At 38.7% G+C, this 17,594-nt stretch carries 14 protein-coding genes; 6 read left to right on the plus strand and 8 right to left on the minus strand.

Features of this window, described 5'->3' with window-relative positions; genetic code table 11:
* Positions 1–43 precede the first annotated feature (43 nt).
* Positions 44–322 carry a hypothetical protein gene (locus ADHAQ_RS0121580; protein WP_026464697.1) on the plus strand — a complete coding sequence of 93 codons (279 nt, stop codon included), beginning with the start codon at positions 44–46 and terminating at the stop codon, positions 320–322.
* 405 nt (positions 323–727) lie between these two features.
* Here ADHAQ_RS0121580 and ADHAQ_RS0121585 read toward each other — a convergent pair whose 3' ends face one another.
* Positions 728–1,480: a DUF6733 family protein gene (locus ADHAQ_RS0121585; protein WP_026464698.1), complete on the minus strand. Its 753-nt coding sequence runs from the start codon at positions 1,478–1,480 to the stop codon at positions 728–730.
* Between the two features lie 703 nt (positions 1,481–2,183).
* On the opposite strand from ADHAQ_RS0121585, the gene ADHAQ_RS0121590 reads away from it, so the two are divergent.
* On the plus strand, positions 2,184–3,470 hold the full coding sequence (locus ADHAQ_RS0121590; RefSeq protein WP_026464699.1) for a citrate synthase: 1,287 nt from the start codon (positions 2,184–2,186) through the stop codon (positions 3,468–3,470).
* A 127-nt stretch (positions 3,471–3,597) separates the two neighbouring features.
* Here ADHAQ_RS0121590 and ADHAQ_RS0121595 read toward each other — a convergent pair whose 3' ends face one another.
* Entirely contained in the window at positions 3,598–3,876 is a 279-nt protein-coding gene (locus tag ADHAQ_RS0121595) for a hypothetical protein (protein WP_026464700.1), read from the minus strand.
* 361 nt (positions 3,877–4,237) lie between these two features.
* On the opposite strand from ADHAQ_RS0121595, the gene ADHAQ_RS26675 reads away from it, so the two are divergent.
* On the plus strand, positions 4,238–4,534 hold the full coding sequence (locus ADHAQ_RS26675; protein ID WP_051360089.1) for a YMGG-like glycine zipper-containing protein: 297 nt from the start codon (positions 4,238–4,240) through the stop codon (positions 4,532–4,534).
* A gap of 71 nt (positions 4,535–4,605) precedes the next feature.
* Here ADHAQ_RS26675 and ADHAQ_RS0121605 read toward each other — a convergent pair whose 3' ends face one another.
* The 5 genes from ADHAQ_RS0121605 to treF form a co-directional block, all read right to left on the minus strand.
* Positions 4,606–6,531 (minus strand): OmpA family protein, encoded by a 1,926-nt coding sequence (locus tag ADHAQ_RS0121605; RefSeq protein WP_034256996.1) that lies wholly within the window; start codon positions 6,529–6,531, stop codon positions 4,606–4,608.
* Positions 6,532–6,533: 2 nt separating this feature from the next.
* Positions 6,534–7,115 (minus strand): 7-carboxy-7-deazaguanine synthase QueE, encoded by a 582-nt coding sequence (locus ADHAQ_RS0121610; protein ID WP_084524056.1) that lies wholly within the window; start codon positions 7,113–7,115, stop codon positions 6,534–6,536.
* A gap of 81 nt (positions 7,116–7,196) precedes the next feature.
* Positions 7,197–8,078 carry a bifunctional 5,10-methylenetetrahydrofolate dehydrogenase/5,10-methenyltetrahydrofolate cyclohydrolase gene (locus tag ADHAQ_RS0121615; protein ID WP_026464703.1) on the minus strand — a complete coding sequence of 294 codons (882 nt, stop codon included), beginning with the start codon at positions 8,076–8,078 and terminating at the stop codon, positions 7,197–7,199.
* 119 nt (positions 8,079–8,197) lie between these two features.
* A complete protein-coding gene (gene lepA / locus ADHAQ_RS0121620) occupies positions 8,198–9,985 on the minus strand; it encodes a translation elongation factor 4 (RefSeq protein ID WP_026464704.1) in 1,788 nt (595 codons plus the stop codon).
* Between the two features lie 111 nt (positions 9,986–10,096).
* The gene (gene treF, locus ADHAQ_RS26680) at positions 10,097–11,737 is read right to left on the minus strand and encodes an alpha,alpha-trehalase TreF (protein ID WP_051360091.1); all 1,641 of its coding nucleotides are present in this window, start codon (positions 11,735–11,737) and stop codon (positions 10,097–10,099) included.
* 231 nt (positions 11,738–11,968) lie between these two features.
* Between treF and ADHAQ_RS0121630 the strand changes: the two genes are divergently transcribed.
* Together ADHAQ_RS0121630 and ADHAQ_RS28920 are read left to right on the plus strand one after the other, a co-directional pair.
* Positions 11,969–15,376 carry a methylmalonyl-CoA mutase family protein gene (locus ADHAQ_RS0121630; protein ID WP_026464705.1) on the plus strand — a complete coding sequence of 1,136 codons (3,408 nt, stop codon included), beginning with the start codon at positions 11,969–11,971 and terminating at the stop codon, positions 15,374–15,376.
* A gap of 185 nt (positions 15,377–15,561) precedes the next feature.
* Positions 15,562–15,690: a hypothetical protein gene (locus ADHAQ_RS28920; protein ID WP_281172378.1), complete on the plus strand. Its 129-nt coding sequence runs from the start codon at positions 15,562–15,564 to the stop codon at positions 15,688–15,690.
* A gap of 292 nt (positions 15,691–15,982) precedes the next feature.
* Here ADHAQ_RS28920 and ADHAQ_RS0121635 read toward each other — a convergent pair whose 3' ends face one another.
* Entirely contained in the window at positions 15,983–16,621 is a 639-nt protein-coding gene (locus ADHAQ_RS0121635) for a TetR/AcrR family transcriptional regulator (RefSeq protein ID WP_026464706.1), read from the minus strand.
* A gap of 332 nt (positions 16,622–16,953) precedes the next feature.
* On the opposite strand from ADHAQ_RS0121635, the gene bamJ reads away from it, so the two are divergent.
* Entirely contained in the window at positions 16,954–17,577 is a 624-nt protein-coding gene (gene bamJ / locus ADHAQ_RS0121640) for a BamJ family beta-barrel-assembly machinery protein (RefSeq protein ID WP_026464707.1), read from the plus strand.
* Positions 17,578–17,594: the final 17 nt, after the last annotated feature.

Raw genomic sequence — 17,594 nt, forward strand, 5'->3', positions numbered from 1 at the left:
TTACTTGTCTTCGTATAATAAGAGGTACTAGCCACTAATATTTATGAAAGATATAAAAGAAAATTATGAGCCTGTATCGGTTCCTTTCCTTCAGGAACTAAAAGACCTGAAAGCGCAAAGAAAATATATTCGGTTGCATTATTTTAACGACTTCCATGAGTACATATCTACTGCGGCCCTTATAAAAGAATTCATAAGTAAGCCTTCCGGTGAGTTTTTAGAATTGAATACAGGCGAAGAAGTTAGATTAGACAAAATTGTTCGGTTAGAAGGTAAGCCTGCCCCTGGCTACGATATTCAGGACTTTACCTGTGATTGTTAACTATTAGCGTAAGAAAATAAAAATTCCTGGTCTTTAGGTGCTACCCATAAGCCAGGAATTTTCAGCTATTGTTCAAACTATTATTTTGTAAAGCCGAAAGTATAAATAAAGGCCGTGCAAAATTTACCTGGGATTTCTTGTTAAAATCTCCATACACATCCTTGTTATGGATATAGTTTGCCGAATAAATGCGATGTTCAGGTTTAAAAGTAAAAAGACTTTCTAACAATTTCGCAATACTCTTAAAGTAAGACCATAGCCGGAAAATATACCTTAGTAATGTATTTTATTCGAATCATCAAAATAACCCGCTCTTATATGTGAAATATTTGAAGATAACAGATAAAGTTTGTATAAATAGTGAAAACAGCTAGTCCTTTCCTTAAGGTATATCTTAGATACAAATTAAAAAGTATGTCCTAAAGTAAGTTTCCAGAACGAATCAGAAGCTACTTCACGCTTAGATTCATTAGCCAAATTTGGGCCGACATGGAATCTTGCATAGGAAGTACCATTTGGATTGGAAAACTGGACAAAAGGACCAGCAGATATATAATAATCCTTAGCATTTCCAGCTTCTGCTTTGTTGTTTCCTCCCATAAACCTCAGATGTTCCAAGTGTGCACCAACAGCAAAGAAATTATTGAATTTATAACCGCCATTAGTCCAATAGTGAAGATAATTTAATGTGGTAGGGTTGCCATGTTTTAATCCATAGTAATATCCTCCATAAAGTTCTCCTAAAAATTTATCTGTATTGGCACCTATAGTTAAATTGGGCACAATACCATCTCCAAATTCAGCCCCTCCAAGTCCAGACAAAAGACTTCCGCTAAGTACACCGATTTGTGGGGTAACAGTAAGGCTTTGTGATGGTTTTAGGCTAACGCCCATTCCAAATTCAGTCCAGTTTCCCCACGCAGAGCCGGTTCCTCCTGACCATAATATTCCATAGAAGGTAAACGCAGTTTTCTCAGTCAAACCATATGAACCTTGAAAAAATGGATAAAAGCCAAAAAATTGATCAGAATTCAGAGTAACAGTCATGCTGAAAGGGTGTTCGCTTTGTGTAGTGCCGCGAACATCCTGAGCTTTAGATTTCGAAACTCCAAGAGAAAATACTGCAGATAATAACAATAGTGTAATTCTTCTTTTCATGTTTAAGATGTTTTAGTAGATAATTTTTAAGGGTTTAAAAGCTTGAAATGGTTTATAATTTTTAAGATTTCACCTAATTTTTAAAGGCTTATTTTATTTTTTGATCCTTTTATTCAAATCAACACCTAATTTTTTACAGGTATTTCCGTTTATTTATGAACAAATGTAAAAATATCTGTTAGTTTTTGATACACCTCTTTAAAAAAATAGCGTTTTTATAATCTACCCTTGATTTTTAATGTCCTTTTAATAATTTTTTAACTAATTTTTAACTTTGATTGATAAAATTTTAACAGTCTTAATAGCTCAAATTAGAACACTTGTTAAATACCTTTAATTTTTCATGAGTTTTTTAAAAAAAAATACACGTTTTTAAACTTATCCCTTCTTTTTTTATGGTGATTCCTCTAAAAACCTACTATTGATTTAGGTTAAGGTATTTTTTAACCGATAAACCTCTAATTAAGCAGCAATTTTTTAAGTAAAGAGAAGCTAAAAGTGGTAGGCTTGAAAAATAAAGGCTGATTAATAATTTTTACCTTAAATGTTTGGATAATTAATAATAAATAGAGGGATTGGTTATGAATTTTATATTTATTAAATTAAAGGAGAAATAAAAAATATTTCATTTCATCTTTATTCATTTTTATCTAATTTCGCTTCCAAAAGATAAATAACCATATCTTAAACACTTAAACACACCATGTCTGATTCCGCTGAACTTATAATTGAGGGTAAATCCTATAAATTGCCCGTTGTAGTAGGTACTGAGAATGAAAGAGCAATTGATATTTCTTCCCTGCGCGCCCAAACGAGTTATATTACATTAGATTCTGGTTATAAAAATACCGGAGCTACAAAAAGTGCCATAACTTTTTTGGATGGTGAAGAAGGTATATTGCGTTACCGGGGCTACCCTATTGAGCAACTTGCTGAAAAATCTAGTTTTATTGAAGTTGCTTACCTGCTTATCTACGGTAAACTTCCAACTACCAATGAACTTGCTGATTTTGATAAACAGATTAAAGAGCAGCTTTCCATTCCTGAAGGTGTGCAAAAAATATTAAGTGGATTTCCTACAACGGCTCACCCCATGGGTGTTTTATCAGCGTTAATAAGCTCTTTAACTGCTTTCTATCCGGAATCACTAAATCCTAATCAGCCTAAAGACGAAGTAAATAACAATATTGTCCGTTTAATTGGTCAAATTACGACTATAGCCGCTGCCATTCATAATCATTCTTCCGGTTCTGTGTCATCAGCTCCTAACAGCAACATTGATTATTGTGCCAATTTTATGTCGATGATGTTTGGCGGAAATAACAGTGAATATGAAGTTAGCCCGGTGGTGGTTGATGCCTTAAATAAGTTATTGATTCTGCATGCCGATCACGAACAAAATTGCTCTACTTCTACTGTTCGTTTAGTAGGTTCCTCTAATGCCAGTTTATATACTTCTATTTCCGGCGGTGTAAATGCCCTATGGGGCCCGTTACATGGCGGAGCTAATCAGGAAGTAATTGAGATGCTGGAAGCCATTAAAGCTGATGGAGGCAATTCTAAAAAATGGATTGAAAAAGCAAAAGATAAAAACGACCCTTTCCGTTTAATGGGTTTTGGTCACCGGGTTTACAAAAACTTTGATCCTCGGGCTAAAATAATAAAAGCTGCCTGCGATAATATACTAAGCAACTTAGGTATAAAAGATCAGGCTTTAGATATTGCCAAAGAACTGGAAGAAGCCGCTTTAACAGATCCTTACTTTGTAGACCGTAAGCTTTATCCAAACGTAGATTTTTATTCCGGAATTATTTATAAAGCTTTAGGTATTCCAAATGAAATGTTTACAGTAATGTTTGCCATTGGCCGTTTACCAGGTTGGATTGCTCAATGGAAGGAATTACATGAACAAAAAGAACCTATCGGTCGTCCGCGGCAGATTTATACAGGCGAAAATGAGCGCGATTACGTAGCCATAGATGCCCGTTAATTTTTAAATTTCTACTAAAAGCCGGTGTTGTAGCCGGCTTTTTCTTTTTACACATTTTCCTGAAGAGAATATATTTATTTCCAGTAAACTGTTATTTCCTCAGGTCTTTTTTTACCTCCTCAAGACCTTAGTTTAGCTTAAATAATTTTTGCGTATAAGAAGCTTCCAAAGTTGTATTATCTTTTTCAGCAGGTAGTTCTTTTTTAGGAAACCTAGCCTGGGCTACATTAGGTAATAAAGCTTCCTTTTTTTCCTGAAGCCAATTAGCCGCTGGTATTTGCCAAACCTGATTCTCTAATTCGACTGTAAGAGAAACCTGCAATTCTTTAGCATCAGTATCCCTTTTATCCGCACCTACTTTTGAAAGTACCAGTAACAAAAATAGTAGAGAAATTTGTTTTATCATGCTTATATAGACTTAACCGATAAACAAAACTAAATATTTATATATTTATATATCCTCTTTTTCGATTAACAATCTTAAACATCTGTTGAACAATAAAGATTAGTCGCCCAAAAATCTACTAATATAAAACCCTTATTTAACGTGATTCTAACTCCTTCCTGCCTATGCTGATTAACTTCTAAAAACCAGGTTTACTCTTAGTCCTATTTCCTCAGTCAAAATGCATATTAAAATTATTCTATCTTAAAATTTATTTTTTTTATGAAATGCATCTTTCGGTAAATGAATAGCACCTTTTTAGCCTAACCAAATATCAAACTCTTCGTTTAATCCTATATATACAATTAAAATATATTTTATCATGAAGAATATTCGTTTATATATAGCAGTTTTATTTTCAACCGTCATATTAGGCGGTAGTGTTGCCGAAGCCCAAACAACTCAGCCGCAACAAAAAAAAGGATGGAGTAAAAAAGCTAAAGGAGCCGCAATTGGTGGTGCTGGTGGCGCCGTAGCTGGTCGTGTTATTGGTGGCGGAACCAAAGGTACAATTATTGGAGCCGCCGCAGGTACAGCTGCTGGTGGTGCAATAGGCCGTAAAAAAGACCGGAAGAAGGACCCGGCCCGGTATGAACAATATGCAGACCGGGAAAAATAAGAACTTAATTAATAAAATAAAAGAGGCCACTTTTGTGGCCTCTTTTATTTATAACTGCTGTAAAGTAGCTTTTAAAGCACCCGCAATTCAATTCTTCTGTTAATTTGTCGGTTTTCCTCAGAATTGTTTGGTTTTAATGGTTTAGACTCTCCAAAGCCTTTGGCTTTAATTCTGGCAGGAGCAATTCCATTGGCAGTTAAATATTTTACTACCGATTCAGCTCGTTTTATAGAGAGGTCCAGGTTAAACTTATCATTGCCCACATCATCCGTATGTCCAGAAATCTCAATGTTAACTTTTTTATTAAGAGTTAAAAACTGAATAAGTTTATTTAATTCTGTTTTGGATTTTGCCTCCAAAGAAAATTCTCTGGTTGGAAAAAACAAATTATTTAATACTATAGCTGCACCACTGTTTATAGGCTCTAAATAAATATCCAGTGTTAAAGGATTAAAATCGTGTTTACCAGTATAATCGAAGCTTAAGCTTTTAAGTAAATAATTAGGTGCGGAAGCATACATGGCATATTGTTTACCTTCGGTTAATACTACGGTATAATCACCTATTTGAGGATCACTTTGTACCTGTTGCACCAGTTTGCCTGTAGCCACATCGTATACTTGGACCATAGCTCCCAATGGTTTTTTAGTGGAAAAATCAAAAACATTTCCCTGAGCATAGGTGCTTTCTTCTTTGCTTTTCCATTTCAACGGCACCTCAAACTGAAACAACTGGATGCTGGCTACTCCCTGGGTGCTCGTTATCTGCCGGGAATAATAGCCTGATTTGTTGTCGGTGGTAATAAACAATGAATTTTCATTTTCGAAAGTATTAAGAGGATAACCCAAATTTTGAGGTTCTTCCTCCCACGCGCCATTTCCGCTTTGCGTAACTTTATAGATATCTGTTCCGCCCATTCCAATATGTCCGTCACTTGAAAAATATAAAGTAGAACCGCTGGAATGAATAAAAGGAGAATTTTCGTTACCGGCAGTATTTACTTTATTACCCAAATTCACTGGTACTGTCCAGGTATCATCTTCATTAAGGGTAGTCATCCAAATATCTTCGCTTCCGACTCCACCGCTTCGTGAGGATGCAAAAAATAAAGTACGTCCGTCGGCAGACAAACAAGGTTGGGAATCCCAGCTACTCGAATTAACCGTTCGTCCTAAATTTACCGGCTTGCTCCATTGTTCTCCGGATCGGTAAGAAATATATAAATCACAACTACCAAAAGAGTCTGGCCGATCACAGGAAGCAAATACCAAGGTTTTTCCATCGCCGGAGATGCTACCGGCCCCTTCATTTTTACGGGAATTAATATTAGGAGAAATAGAAACCGGCTCGCTCCAATTTTCGCCCCGTTTTACTGAAACAAATAAGTTCTCGTCGTGCTCTGGCCTGTTCCCGGCTCTGGCTGTAAATAAAATATGTTTCTGATCGGCGGTAAGGGCCGGAAAGTATTGCAAAGCAAAGGCATTCAAAGGAGCTTCCAGCCTTAATGGCTTAAAATTTACCGGATTTTTGATAGCCTCTTCTGCAAAAGCAATATTCTTTTGCTGCCGTTGGGCATAATTAAAAGCTTTGGTTCCTTTGGGTGTAGCCTGTAAAAATTTATCGTAGTTTTCTTTAGCCAGCGAGTAATAGCCAGCATTCAAACATAACTGCGCAAAAGTATAATATTCCATTTGCAAACCTGGAGCATATGGCAAAACTCGTAGTCCTTGTCTGTAGCTTGAAAAAGCTTTCTGTTTGTCACCAGCCATTTTATAAAGGCCAGCCAATTTTATATAGGCTTCGCCAAACGTGGAATCCTTTTTCGTTGCATCATGTAAGGCATCAATCGCCTTCGGCAGATTACGTTCTTTTATATAATCATTAGCTTTATTATAAAGGTCCACTGCTTTTTTAGAAGTAGTAGTGAGTTTGGATTGCTGAGCGAGTATACCTAAAGGTAAAAACAAACACCATATACTAACCAGCAGCTTTATCATGTTTACGGAATATCTAAATACTTGTGTGTTTGTAAAGAGATTTGCCATTGCGGATTCATTTTTATATAATCAACAATTAACGGCAGCATTTCAGCGCTTCGGCTCCATTCGGTTTGTAAGAAGAGCTTGGTTTGAGCTCCTGCCTGAGCGGCATATTGCTCTGCCCAGGTAAAATCCGATTTATTAAATATTATTAACTTAAGTTCGTGAGCCTGAGGTAATATTTCGGGAACCGGGGCTTTAAACTTTTTAGGCGAAACACAAACCCAATCCCACGTTCCGGTCAACGGATAAGCACCAGATGTTTCCAGATTTATCTGGAAACCTGCTTCTTTCAATTTCTGCGTTAACGGTTGAAGATTATAAATTAACGGCTCTCCTCCGGTAATTACTACTAACCTTCCCGGGTACTGAAGAGCATTAGAGACAATTTCGTCTATTTTTGTGAGTGGATGGGCTTCGGCATCCCATGATTCTTTTACATCACACCAATGGCACCCAACATCACAACCGCCTAACCGAATAAAATAAGCGGCATGTCCAGAATAGAATCCTTCCCCTTGTATGGTATAGAAGGATTCCATAACCGGCAACGTACTACCATCCTTTGGAACCGAATGAATAGACGCTATAATTTTATCTTTAACTAATTCCAACTATTCTACTTATTGATAAACTTCTTTTTTAGCTGACTTCAGCGTATTTTTAAGGAGCATCATGCGGGTAAGCGGACCTACACCACCTGGTACCGGGGTTATATAACTGCATTTAGGCGCTACTGCTTCAAAATCCACGTCGCCTTTTAACTTAAACCCTGATTTGGTAACATCACTTTTTACCCGGGTAGTTCCTACATCAATTACAACAGCTCCTTCTTTTACCATTTCTTCGGTAATTAAACCTGGTATACCTACTGCCACAATTAAAATATCAGCTTGTAAGGTATATTGTTTTAGGTTCTCAGTATACCGATGGCAAAGCGTTACAGTAGCATTACCTGGAGTTGCATTTTTAGCCAGTAAAATACTAACCGGCGAACCAACAATATTGCTACGTCCTACTACTACAACGTGCTTGGCAAAGGTTTCGATATTGTAGCGGCGAATTAATTCTATGATACCGGCCGGAGTAGCTGGTAAAAAGGTAGGTAAGCCTACTGCCATTCGGCCAACATTGGCTGGATGAAAACCATCCACATCTTTTTGCGGATTAATAGCTTCCAGGATTTTTTGGGAATTTATGTGTTTAGGCAAAGGCAACTGCACAATTAACCCATCTATATCCGCATCATTATTTATTTCTTCTACTTTTGCTAATAAAAACTCTTCGGTAATATCGTCCTCATAATGAAATAAAGAAGACCGGAAACCTACATGTTGGCAATCGGCTACTTTGTGATTTACATAGGTAATGCTGCCTCCATCATGGCCTATCAATATAGCGGCCAAATGAGGTACCTTTCCTCCTTCTGCTTTAATCTGGTTTACTTCTGTTGCAATTTCTTCTTTTATCTGTTCCGATATTTTTTTACCGTCAATGAGTTCCACGAAAAATAAAAAGTTAAGAGTTAAAAGTTTATTATGAATTATTTGGTGTTCAGAGATTAAAAGTAAAAAGTGAGACGAAAACTTATCATTTTACGTCTCACTTTTTACAAATTCTTTTCTTAGTCTAGTTTAAGTACAGCCAAGAAAGCTTCTTGAGGAATTTCTACGTTACCTACCTGGCGCATCCGTTTCTTACCTTTCTTCTGCTTCTCTAGGAGTTTCCGCTTCCGCGAAATATCACCACCATAACATTTAGCCAATACGTTTTTACTTAAGGCAGAAATGGTTTCGCGGGAAATAATCTTTTGCCCAATAGCTGCCTGAATAGCAATTTCAAACATTTGGCGCGGAAGCAATTCTTTCAATTTTTCGCACAAACGCCGGCCCCAGTCATAGGCTTTGTCGCGGTGTACAATAGCACTTAAAGCATCCACTTTTTCCCCATTCAGCATAATATCCAGTTTTACCAGATGCGAAGTACGGAAGCCGATTAATTCATAATCTAAGGAAGCATAACCACGGGACAGGGTTTTCAGCTTATCGAAAAAGTCAAAAACAATTTCGGCTAATGGCATTTCAAATACCATTTCTACCCGGTCAGATGTTAAATAATTCTGATTTTTAATTTGGCCCCTCTTATCCATACAAAGGGAGATAATAGCACCAACATAATCAGATTTAGTTATAATCTGGGCTTTAATAAATGGCTCTTCAATCCGGTCGATATAATTCGGTTCCGGCATATCAGAAGGCGCATTAACGGTAACTTCTTCGCCTTTGGTCGAGAATACTTTAAATTGAACACTAGGCACAGTTGTAATAACCGTCATGTTGAATTCCCGCTCCAGGCGTTCCTGCACAATTTCCATGTGCAACATCCCTAAGAAACCGCAGCGAAAACCGAAACCTAAGGCCACTGAGCTTTCTGGTTCCCAAACCAGGGAAGCATCATTTAGCTGCAATTTTTCCATTGCCGACCGTAGTTCTTCAAACTCACTGGTTTCTACCGGATAAATACCGGCGAAAACCATAGGCTTAACTTCCTCAAAACCCTGGATAGATTCTTTTGTTGGATTTTCTACGGTAGTAATGGTATCCCCTACTTTTACTTCTTTGGCATTTTTAATACCTGAAATCAGGTAACCTACATTACCCGCCTCCATTTCATTGCGAGGCTCCTGGTTTAGCTTTAATACGCCAATTTCATCGGCGTTATACACTTTATCAGTATTTACAAATTTAACTTTGTCGCCTTTTTTCAGCGTACCGTTCATAATCCGGAAGTAAACCTCTATACCGCGGTACGAGTTAAAAACCGAATCGAAGATAAGAGCTTGTAACGGAGCTTTAGGATCGCCTTTAGGAGCTGGGATACGCTCGCAAATAGCATTTAATATATTTTCGATACCAATACCGGCTTTGCCGGAAGCATGAATAATATCACTTTTATCGCACCCAATTAAATCAATAATTTCGTCGGAAACTTCTTCCGGCATGGAATGTGGTAAATCAATTTTATTTAAAACCGGAATAATTTCCAGGTCGTTTCCAATAGCTAAATATAAATTTGAAATAGTCTGAGCCTCGATACCTTGTGAGGAATCTACAATTAAAAGGGCACCTTCACAAGCGGCAATAGACCGGGACACTTCATAAGAAAAGTCTACGTGGCCTGGGGTATCAATCAGGTTTAGTATATAATCTTCGCCTTTATAATGATAAACCATCTGAATGGCGTGGCTCTTAATCGTGATACCGCGCTCCCGCTCCAGGTCCATGTTATCTAATAACTGATCCTGCATTTCACGCTCTGCAACCGTAGAGGTAAACTCCAACAAACGGTCAGCAAGCGTACTTTTTCCGTGGTCAATATGGGCAATTATACAAAAATTACGAATGTTCTTCATACGTGCTTTAAACGAAGTACAAAAGTACAAATTTTATGTTGAAATATCTTGCTTTTAGAATTTGGAAACCTGTAAATACTCTTCGTTTAAAGATTTTATTAAATTCTAAACCTAAATATGCCCATGATGTTCTGTTCCATCAACAGAAGCTTCGGATAGTAATTTTAAAAGTACCCCATTTGTCCAGCCAAAACCATCTTGCAACGCATATTCTCCCCCTCCTGCAGGTGCATGCGGATCCTCTACATTATATTTTTCTACCAGTTTACCAGTAGCTTTATAAATTTCAATATTTAAGTGTATCCACCTTTCTTTGATACGGTTTGCCAGGCCAATAAAACCATAATGCCGGAGCCCCTGAATAGCCATCCATTGGAGCGCTGCCCAACCATTTGGGGCATCCCATTGTTCGTGGGTGTGATTTAAAGTGATAACCAATCCACCTGGCTTTAAGAAGTCATTGTTTAACCTTTCAGCTACGCACTCGGCTTGTTTAGGTAAGGCAATGTTAAAATACAATGGGTAAACTGCCGCCAAGGTTAATGCCGATGTATGATGATGCGTCTTAAAATTATAGTCCATAAAAAAACGCAGCTTGGGGCTCCAGCAGTATTTTAAAATAGCCCGTTTTCTTTTGGTCGCTTTCTCTTTAAAAAACTCTGCTTCCTCATCGTCTCCGTTTAAGGTAGCTACATGAGATAAGGTACACTCCATGTAATAAACCAAACAATTTAAATCTACCGGAATTAAATCGCAGGTATGTATAGTTTCCATTGTTTTTCCGTCTGCAAACCACCGGCTGGTAAAATCCCAACCCGATTCTGCTCCGGCCCGGATATTCCGATACAAGTCTTCCGGATTCTGCGGACTAAACCGGGACGTGGCTATATCTTCTATATAGGACTCCGGTCTAGGTTCAGCACAATCATCATAGAAACGGTTTAGTATAGACCCATCCGGTAACCTGACTACCCGTCGGTAACAAATATTTTTTTCGTTTAGACTGTCGGCACCGTCCATCCAAAATTCATATTCTTTTCTTAAAGCCGGACCATACGTTTTATAAACTCCTTCCCCTTTTATTTCACATAACAACTTTAACATTAAGGCATAAAAAGGTGGTTGTGAACGGCTTTTGTAGTAACTCCGGTTACCGTTAGGTATATGCCCCACCGTGTATATGAGGTAGGTAAAATTATCCACCATTTGTTCAATTAGCTCTATCTCCCCATCTTCCTGTAAACCTAACATGGTAAAATAACTATCCCAGTAATAAATTTCCCGAAAACGCCCCCCTGGCACCACATAAGGATAAGGCAAATGTATACGCGAACTAAAATCGTTAACAACCGGACGGGTTAAAATAGGCCAGAGCTTTTTAATATGCTCCGTAACTGAAAGATTAGAATCAGAGGTAAAATTAGTACCTGGTTCGGCAGGCAGCTTAAAATTACGCAGCACAAATTCCTTTAAATCAAAATCCGGATGATCTTTCTCGGCTTCATAAGCCTCCATAATAATTTCCGGCTCCAGCACCGGAATACAATCCGGGAAGGTTTTAGAATCTGCGAATATGGCTTTAAGCTGAACAGCCTTAAATAATTCTCCGAATTGGATTTCTGGTCGTACCTCCCCTGTTTCAGAAAGATACTGAAACAGAAAGGACAAACTTATTGGGAAAAGCCAAATCAGGTTCTCAATAATTTCTTTATCTAAAAAATCTTTAATTAACAACTGAAGCAAATCAGACATAAGTTTATGGTAGTTCCTAAAATTTTGTATTGTTTTACGGTGTTCTGGATAGGAAGTAAATTTTCCTCTCTTCTTTTTATTATAAAAGGTAATCCAAATACCCGAATACCGAAATATCTATATATTATTTTACCGCTTAAGGTTACGCTGAATGGATAATTCCTAATAATTATACCTAGTTATTTTCTGTACCTTCGTTATTTAAACAAAAGGTGCTTTTATATTATAACCATGCTGCCAACCTCGACAGAAATATATAAACCCAAAAATCACATCCGGATAGTAACCGCTGCTTCTTTATTTGATGGGCACGATGCTGCTATTAATATTATGCGCCGGATTATCCAGGCTTCCGGGGCCGAAGTGATTCACTTGGGCCACAACCGCTCGGTGATGGAAATTGTAGACTGTGCCATTCAGGAAGACGTGCAGGCCATTGCTTTGACCTCGTACCAAGGCGGCCATTTGGAATACTTTAAATACATGTACGATTTATTGCAGGAGCGCGGCTGCGGACATATTCAGATATTTGGCGGCGGCGGAGGTGTAATTCTTCCCTCTGAAATTGAAGAACTCCACCGCTACGGCATTGCCCGCATTTATTCTCCCGACGACGGCCGTGCCATGGGATTACAAGGTATGATAAATGACATGTTGCAACGCTGTGACTTTCCTACCGGCCAAAACTTGAACGGCGAAGTAAACCACATTAAAGCAAAAGATGCCAAATCTATAGCCCGCCTAATTTCCGCCGCCGAAAACTTCCCTGCTGAATACGAGAAAATAAAAGCGCAGCTTATTTCTTTATCTGATCAAGGAACATCAGATATTAATTATAGAAATACTCCGGTCTTGGGTATTACCGGCACTGGCGGCGCGGGTAAATCGAGTTTAGTAGATGAACTGGTGCGCCGGTTTTTAGCTGATTTTCCGGATAAAACCATTGCCATTATTTCGGTAGACCCTTCTAAACGTAAAACAGGCGGAGCTTTGCTAGGCGACAGAATCCGGATGAATGCGATTAGCAACGAGCGGGTTTATATGCGTTCGCTGGCAACGCGGCAAAGCAACCTGGCTTTAAGCAAATATGTGCAGGATGCGGTAGATATTGTAAAGGCCGCCAGTTTTGATTTGATCATCCTGGAAACGTCGGGCATCGGCCAATCGGATACGGAAATTATTGAGCATTCGGATATGAGTTTGTACGTGATGACGCCGGAATACGGAGCCGCCACGCAACTTGAAAAGATCGATATGCTGGATTTTGCCGATGTTATTGCCCTGAATAAATTTGACAAACGTGGCGCCCTGGATGCCATACGCGATGTAAAAAAACAATACAAGCGCAACCACCAGCTTTGGGACACCCCCGACGATCAGGTACCGGTCTTCGGCACCATTGCTTCCCAGTTCAACGACCCGGGCATGAACCAGTTGTACAAGGCGGTAATGCTGAAGTTATCCGGAAAAACCGGGGTAATATTTGATTCGCAACTATTGGCTACCGGCGAAATGTCGGAGAAAGTATATATCATTCCGCCCAGCCGCACCCGTTATTTATCAGAAATTTCCGAAACCAACCGCAACTACGATAAATGGGTAGAAAAACAAGCTGATATTGCCCAGAAGCTCTACGGCATTCAGAAATCAAAGGAAGCCATACTGGCCTTAAACATAGAAGATAAGGACCGGCTGATTAAACAATTGGACCAGGCTTTTACCGAACTGGAACTGCAACTGGATGGGCAAAATAAAAAGCTGCTGGAACGCTGGCCGGAAAAAGTACAATCGTACAAAAATGAAGATTTTATTTTTAAGGTGCGCGATAAGGAACTGCGGATTAAAACCTATACCAAATCCTTATCACAGCTCGATATCCCTAAAATTTCCCTCCCCCGCTACGAAGCCTGGGGCGATTTATTAAAGTGGAATCTCCAGGAAAATGTACCCGGCGAGTTCCCGTACACGTCCGGCGTATTCCCGTTTAAGCGCGAAGGTGAAGACCCAACCAGGATGTTTGCCGGCGAAGGCGGCCCGGAACGCACGAACCGCCGCTTCCACTACGTGAGCTTAGGCATGCCTGCCAAACGCTTATCTACGGCTTTCGATTCGGTTACACTTTACGGCGAAGACCCGGATTTTCGACCGGATATTTACGGTAAAATTGGCAATTCCGGCGTATCGGTTTGCTGTTTAGATGATGCCAAAAAGTTGTACTCCGGCTTTAACCTCGCCGACCCGAAAACTTCTGTTTCCATGACCATCAACGGTCCGGCTGCTGTATTAACGGCTTTCTTCATGAACGCCGCCATTGACCAACAGTGCGAAATTTATGTTAAACAGAACAATCTAGAGGAAGAAGTAAACCAGAAGATTGAAGAAATATTTCGGGCCAAAGGTCAGGAACGGCCGCGCTACCAAGGCGAATTGCCTGAAGGTAACGATGGTTTGGGTTTAATGTTTTTGGGTGTAACTGGGGACCAGGTGTTGCCAAAAGACCTTTACGAAGAAATTAAAGCTAAAACCTTAGCTGCTGTTCGGGGTACCGTACAGGCCGATATTTTAAAAGAAGACCAGGCGCAGAATACCTGTATTTTCAGTACCGAATTTTCGTTACGCTTAATGGGCGATGTACAGCAATACTTCATCGACCAGAAGGTACGCAACTTCTATTCGGTTTCTATATCGGGTTACCACATTGCCGAAGCGGGCGCCAACCCGATTTCGCAATTAGCCTTTACCCTAGCTAATGGCTTTACCTTTGTGGAATATTATGTGAGTCGCGGTATGGATATTAATGCCTTCGCCCCTAATCTTTCATTCTTCTTCTCCAACGGCATCGACCCGGAATACGCAGTAATTGGCCGGGTGGCCCGTCGTATTTGGGCCAAAGCCATGAAGCTGAAATACGGGGCTAACGCGCGCTCCCAGATGTTGAAGTACCATATTCAAACTTCAGGCCGCTCGCTGCACGCCCAGGAAATTGATTTTAACGATATCCGTACCACGCTGCAAGCCTTGTATGCTATTTACGACAACTGTAATTCGCTACATACTAATGCTTACGACGAGGCCATTACCACGCCAACCGAAGATTCCGTCCGCCGGGCAATGGCCATTCAACTAATCATAAACCGGGAGCTGGGCTTAGCTAAAAACGAAAACCCACTGCAAGGATCTTTTATTATAGAAGAACTGACCAATTTAGTAGAGGAAGCTGTTTTACTAGAATTTGACCGGATTACTGAACGTGGAGGTGTATTAGGTGCGATGGAAACTATGTATCAACGTGGCAAGATTCAAGAAGAAAGCTTGTACTACGAAACCCTCAAGCATACTGGCGAATACCCGATTATTGGGGTAAATACGTTCTTAAGCAGCAAGGGATCACCTACCGTTATTCCGGATGAGGTCATCCGGGCAACTGAAGGAGAAAAGCAATACCAGATTTCCATGCTCCAAAATTTACAAGCCCGCCATGCCAATGCTACAGAGGAAGTTATAAATAACTTACAACAGGTAGCTATTAGTAACGGTAATATTTTTGAGGCTTTAATGGAGGTGGTAAAATATTGCTCACTGGGTCAGATTACACATGCATTATTTGAAGTAGGCGGGCAGTACAGAAGAAATATGTAAAATAACTTTAACTGGAGTTGCTTTTTTGGAATTTTTTAGTTAATTTTCAATACAAGCTCGTTCAAATGCTGATATATTAAATTAATTTTAATAAAAATCTTTAAAATTAACATTATAATAACATTTGAATATAACAATTTTAGGCTTTTAGCGTTTATTTAGTAAAAGATTTAACAGGTATTCCCATGAAAAAGATCGCTACACTCTCCTCCATTCTGGTATTAGGCACACTAGGTTATTTTGTTAAAGTTTGGGTAACACCTGAAGACATCCAATTAAACTTACTTGATGAAGATATTCATCTTTATTTATAGAAACTATGATATTGCAAAAAAAGCCAATCCTGTAAGATTGGCTTTTTTTGTTACCTCTAATCTAAGAAAAGAACCTTAACTATAATTATGGCTTATTTACCTCCTGATGCTGTATTTATAAATTTATGAAAAGTCTACATTAAATACGTCATCAAAACTAAGTTGCTTAAATAGCGAGAGCCAACTATTCTTTTACCAGAACTCCAAAACAACCTGAACATTGTTGGCTAACATTTTTACTTTAAGCACTTAATAACAAGGTATTTAAAAGATTTTAAATCCTTACAAGTACCTAAACAAGCTCCTCTTTATTTAGTAAAAAGGCTTCTAAGTTTTCTTTCATATAATTTTTAATTCGGGGCCTTAATTGTTTTTCCATTACCTCCGGATCTAAAAGATCCAGGTTAAGCAGCTCAGAACTAACAAACTTTGAATTAAGAATATAATAAATAGTACCCAACATGCTGGATATGGTCATTTCAACATCTACCGCTTTAAAAGATTTATTCTGAATTCCTTCTTCTATGATTTCTCTTAATATTCCTATATTAGCTAAAACATTTTCTACTACAAAGTCGCTTAGTTCTGTGCGGCTTACAAGAGATATTTCCCGATGGATAATCCGGTAAAAACTATCGTTAAGGGTCAAACGATTTACATAAATTTCAAAAGCAGTAGTTAATTTTTGCCACGAGGATATTTCTTGTTCTTTAACCACCAGCAACATTTGCCGCATGCCTTTAATTTTTCGTTCCAGTACAGCTTTTAATACCCCATTTTTAGAACCAAAGTAATAGTTTAGCATGGCCATATTTACTCCGGCTTCACTGGCCAGATACCGAGTCGAAGTACCTTCATATCCCAGTTCAGAAAATATCCTTTCAGCTACGTTCAGTATATTTTCTTTCTTATTTTCTTTTGTTCTTTCCATCGTACAGCTTTAAAGTGCCGTTAAGTATATCCTCAAATTCTTTATACATCAAAGGGACTTGACTTTATATGTATCCCTTTAGGCTAACAAATGTTTTAAAAATTTAAAATTAGCAGAACTTCAGATACCTAGTTAGTTTAGTATAACATTATAATGCTAAGTAATTGACAGACTTTATTTTAATTTAAACTTAAATGAGGTAATAAAGTAAAAGGAATAATTCTTTAAAGTAACTCCTGAAAAGTGTTTTCGTTCAGGAAGTAAAAGTGTAGCTTTGTGCCACTTTTTAATAAAACTAACAGCGCACTTACCCGTGCATAACTTTAATTAAAATGAGCTTCAACAGCACCCAAGAAAAAATCAGTTATATAATTGGCCGGGATATTGCCAATAATTTGCTTAAGCAAGGTATTGAAGTAGAAACTACTAACTTTTTTAAAGGTTTTCAGGAAGTATTAAATAATACTAACTCCTCTTTATCCCAGGAAGAAGTTCAGTCCGCCATGATGGAGCTGCAACAATTAATGCAAGCTCGTCAGGCCGAAACTGCCGGCCGTGCAGGCGAAATCAATAAAGCAGAAGGAGAAGCCTTCCTGGCTGAAAATAAAAATAAAGAAGGTGTTGTTACGTTGCCAAGCGGTTTACAGTACCAGGTACTAAGAGAAGGAAACGGAGCTACTCCTGGCCGTACTGATAAGGTTACCACTCATTACCACGGTACTTTAATAGATGGTACTGTTTTCGATAGTTCCTATGACCGCGGCCAGCCAGCTACTTTTCCGGTAAATGGTGTTATTGCTGGTTGGACGGAAGCCCTTATGAAAATGCAGGAAGGTGCTAAATGGCGTTTGTTTTTACCTTCTAACCTGGCATACGGTGCACAGGGAGCTGGTGAAGATATTGGACCAAACTCCACTTTAATTTTTGATGTTGAATTACTTTCTGTTAATAAGTAAATTCTTGAAGAAGCATA

Source organism: Adhaeribacter aquaticus DSM 16391 (assembly GCF_000473365.1).
Taxonomy (GTDB): Bacteria; Bacteroidota; Bacteroidia; order Cytophagales; family Hymenobacteraceae; genus Adhaeribacter; species Adhaeribacter aquaticus.

Bases quoted from the DNA above. Each gene is read 5' to 3' on its own strand.
- ADHAQ_RS0121635 (WP_026464706.1), bottom strand. From the start codon at position 16,621: ATGGAAAGAACAAAAGAAAATAAGAAAGAAAATATACTGAACGTAGCT.
- treF (WP_051360091.1), bottom strand. From the start codon at position 11,737: ATGTCTGATTTGCTTCAGTTGTTAATTAAAGATTTTTTAGATAAAGAA.
- ADHAQ_RS0121590 (WP_026464699.1), top strand. From the start codon at position 2,184: ATGTCTGATTCCGCTGAACTTATAATTGAGGGTAAATCCTATAAATTG.
- ADHAQ_RS0121580 (WP_026464697.1), top strand. From the start codon at position 44: ATGAAAGATATAAAAGAAAATTATGAGCCTGTATCGGTTCCTTTCCTT.
- ADHAQ_RS0121610 (WP_084524056.1), bottom strand. From the start codon at position 7,115: ATGGAATCCTTCTATACCATACAAGGGGAAGGATTCTATTCTGGACAT.
- lepA (WP_026464704.1), bottom strand. From the start codon at position 9,985: ATGAAGAACATTCGTAATTTTTGTATAATTGCCCATATTGACCACGGA.
- bamJ (WP_026464707.1), top strand. From the start codon at position 16,954: ATGAGCTTCAACAGCACCCAAGAAAAAATCAGTTATATAATTGGCCGG.
- ADHAQ_RS0121605 (WP_034256996.1), bottom strand. From the start codon at position 6,531: ATGATAAAGCTGCTGGTTAGTATATGGTGTTTGTTTTTACCTTTAGGT.
- ADHAQ_RS26675 (WP_051360089.1), top strand. From the start codon at position 4,238: ATGAAGAATATTCGTTTATATATAGCAGTTTTATTTTCAACCGTCATA.
- ADHAQ_RS0121630 (WP_026464705.1), top strand. From the start codon at position 11,969: ATGCTGCCAACCTCGACAGAAATATATAAACCCAAAAATCACATCCGG.
- ADHAQ_RS0121585 (WP_026464698.1), bottom strand. From the start codon at position 1,480: ATGAAAAGAAGAATTACACTATTGTTATTATCTGCAGTATTTTCTCTT.
- ADHAQ_RS28920 (WP_281172378.1), top strand. From the start codon at position 15,562: ATGAAAAAGATCGCTACACTCTCCTCCATTCTGGTATTAGGCACACTA.
- ADHAQ_RS0121595 (WP_026464700.1), bottom strand. From the start codon at position 3,876: ATGATAAAACAAATTTCTCTACTATTTTTGTTACTGGTACTTTCAAAA.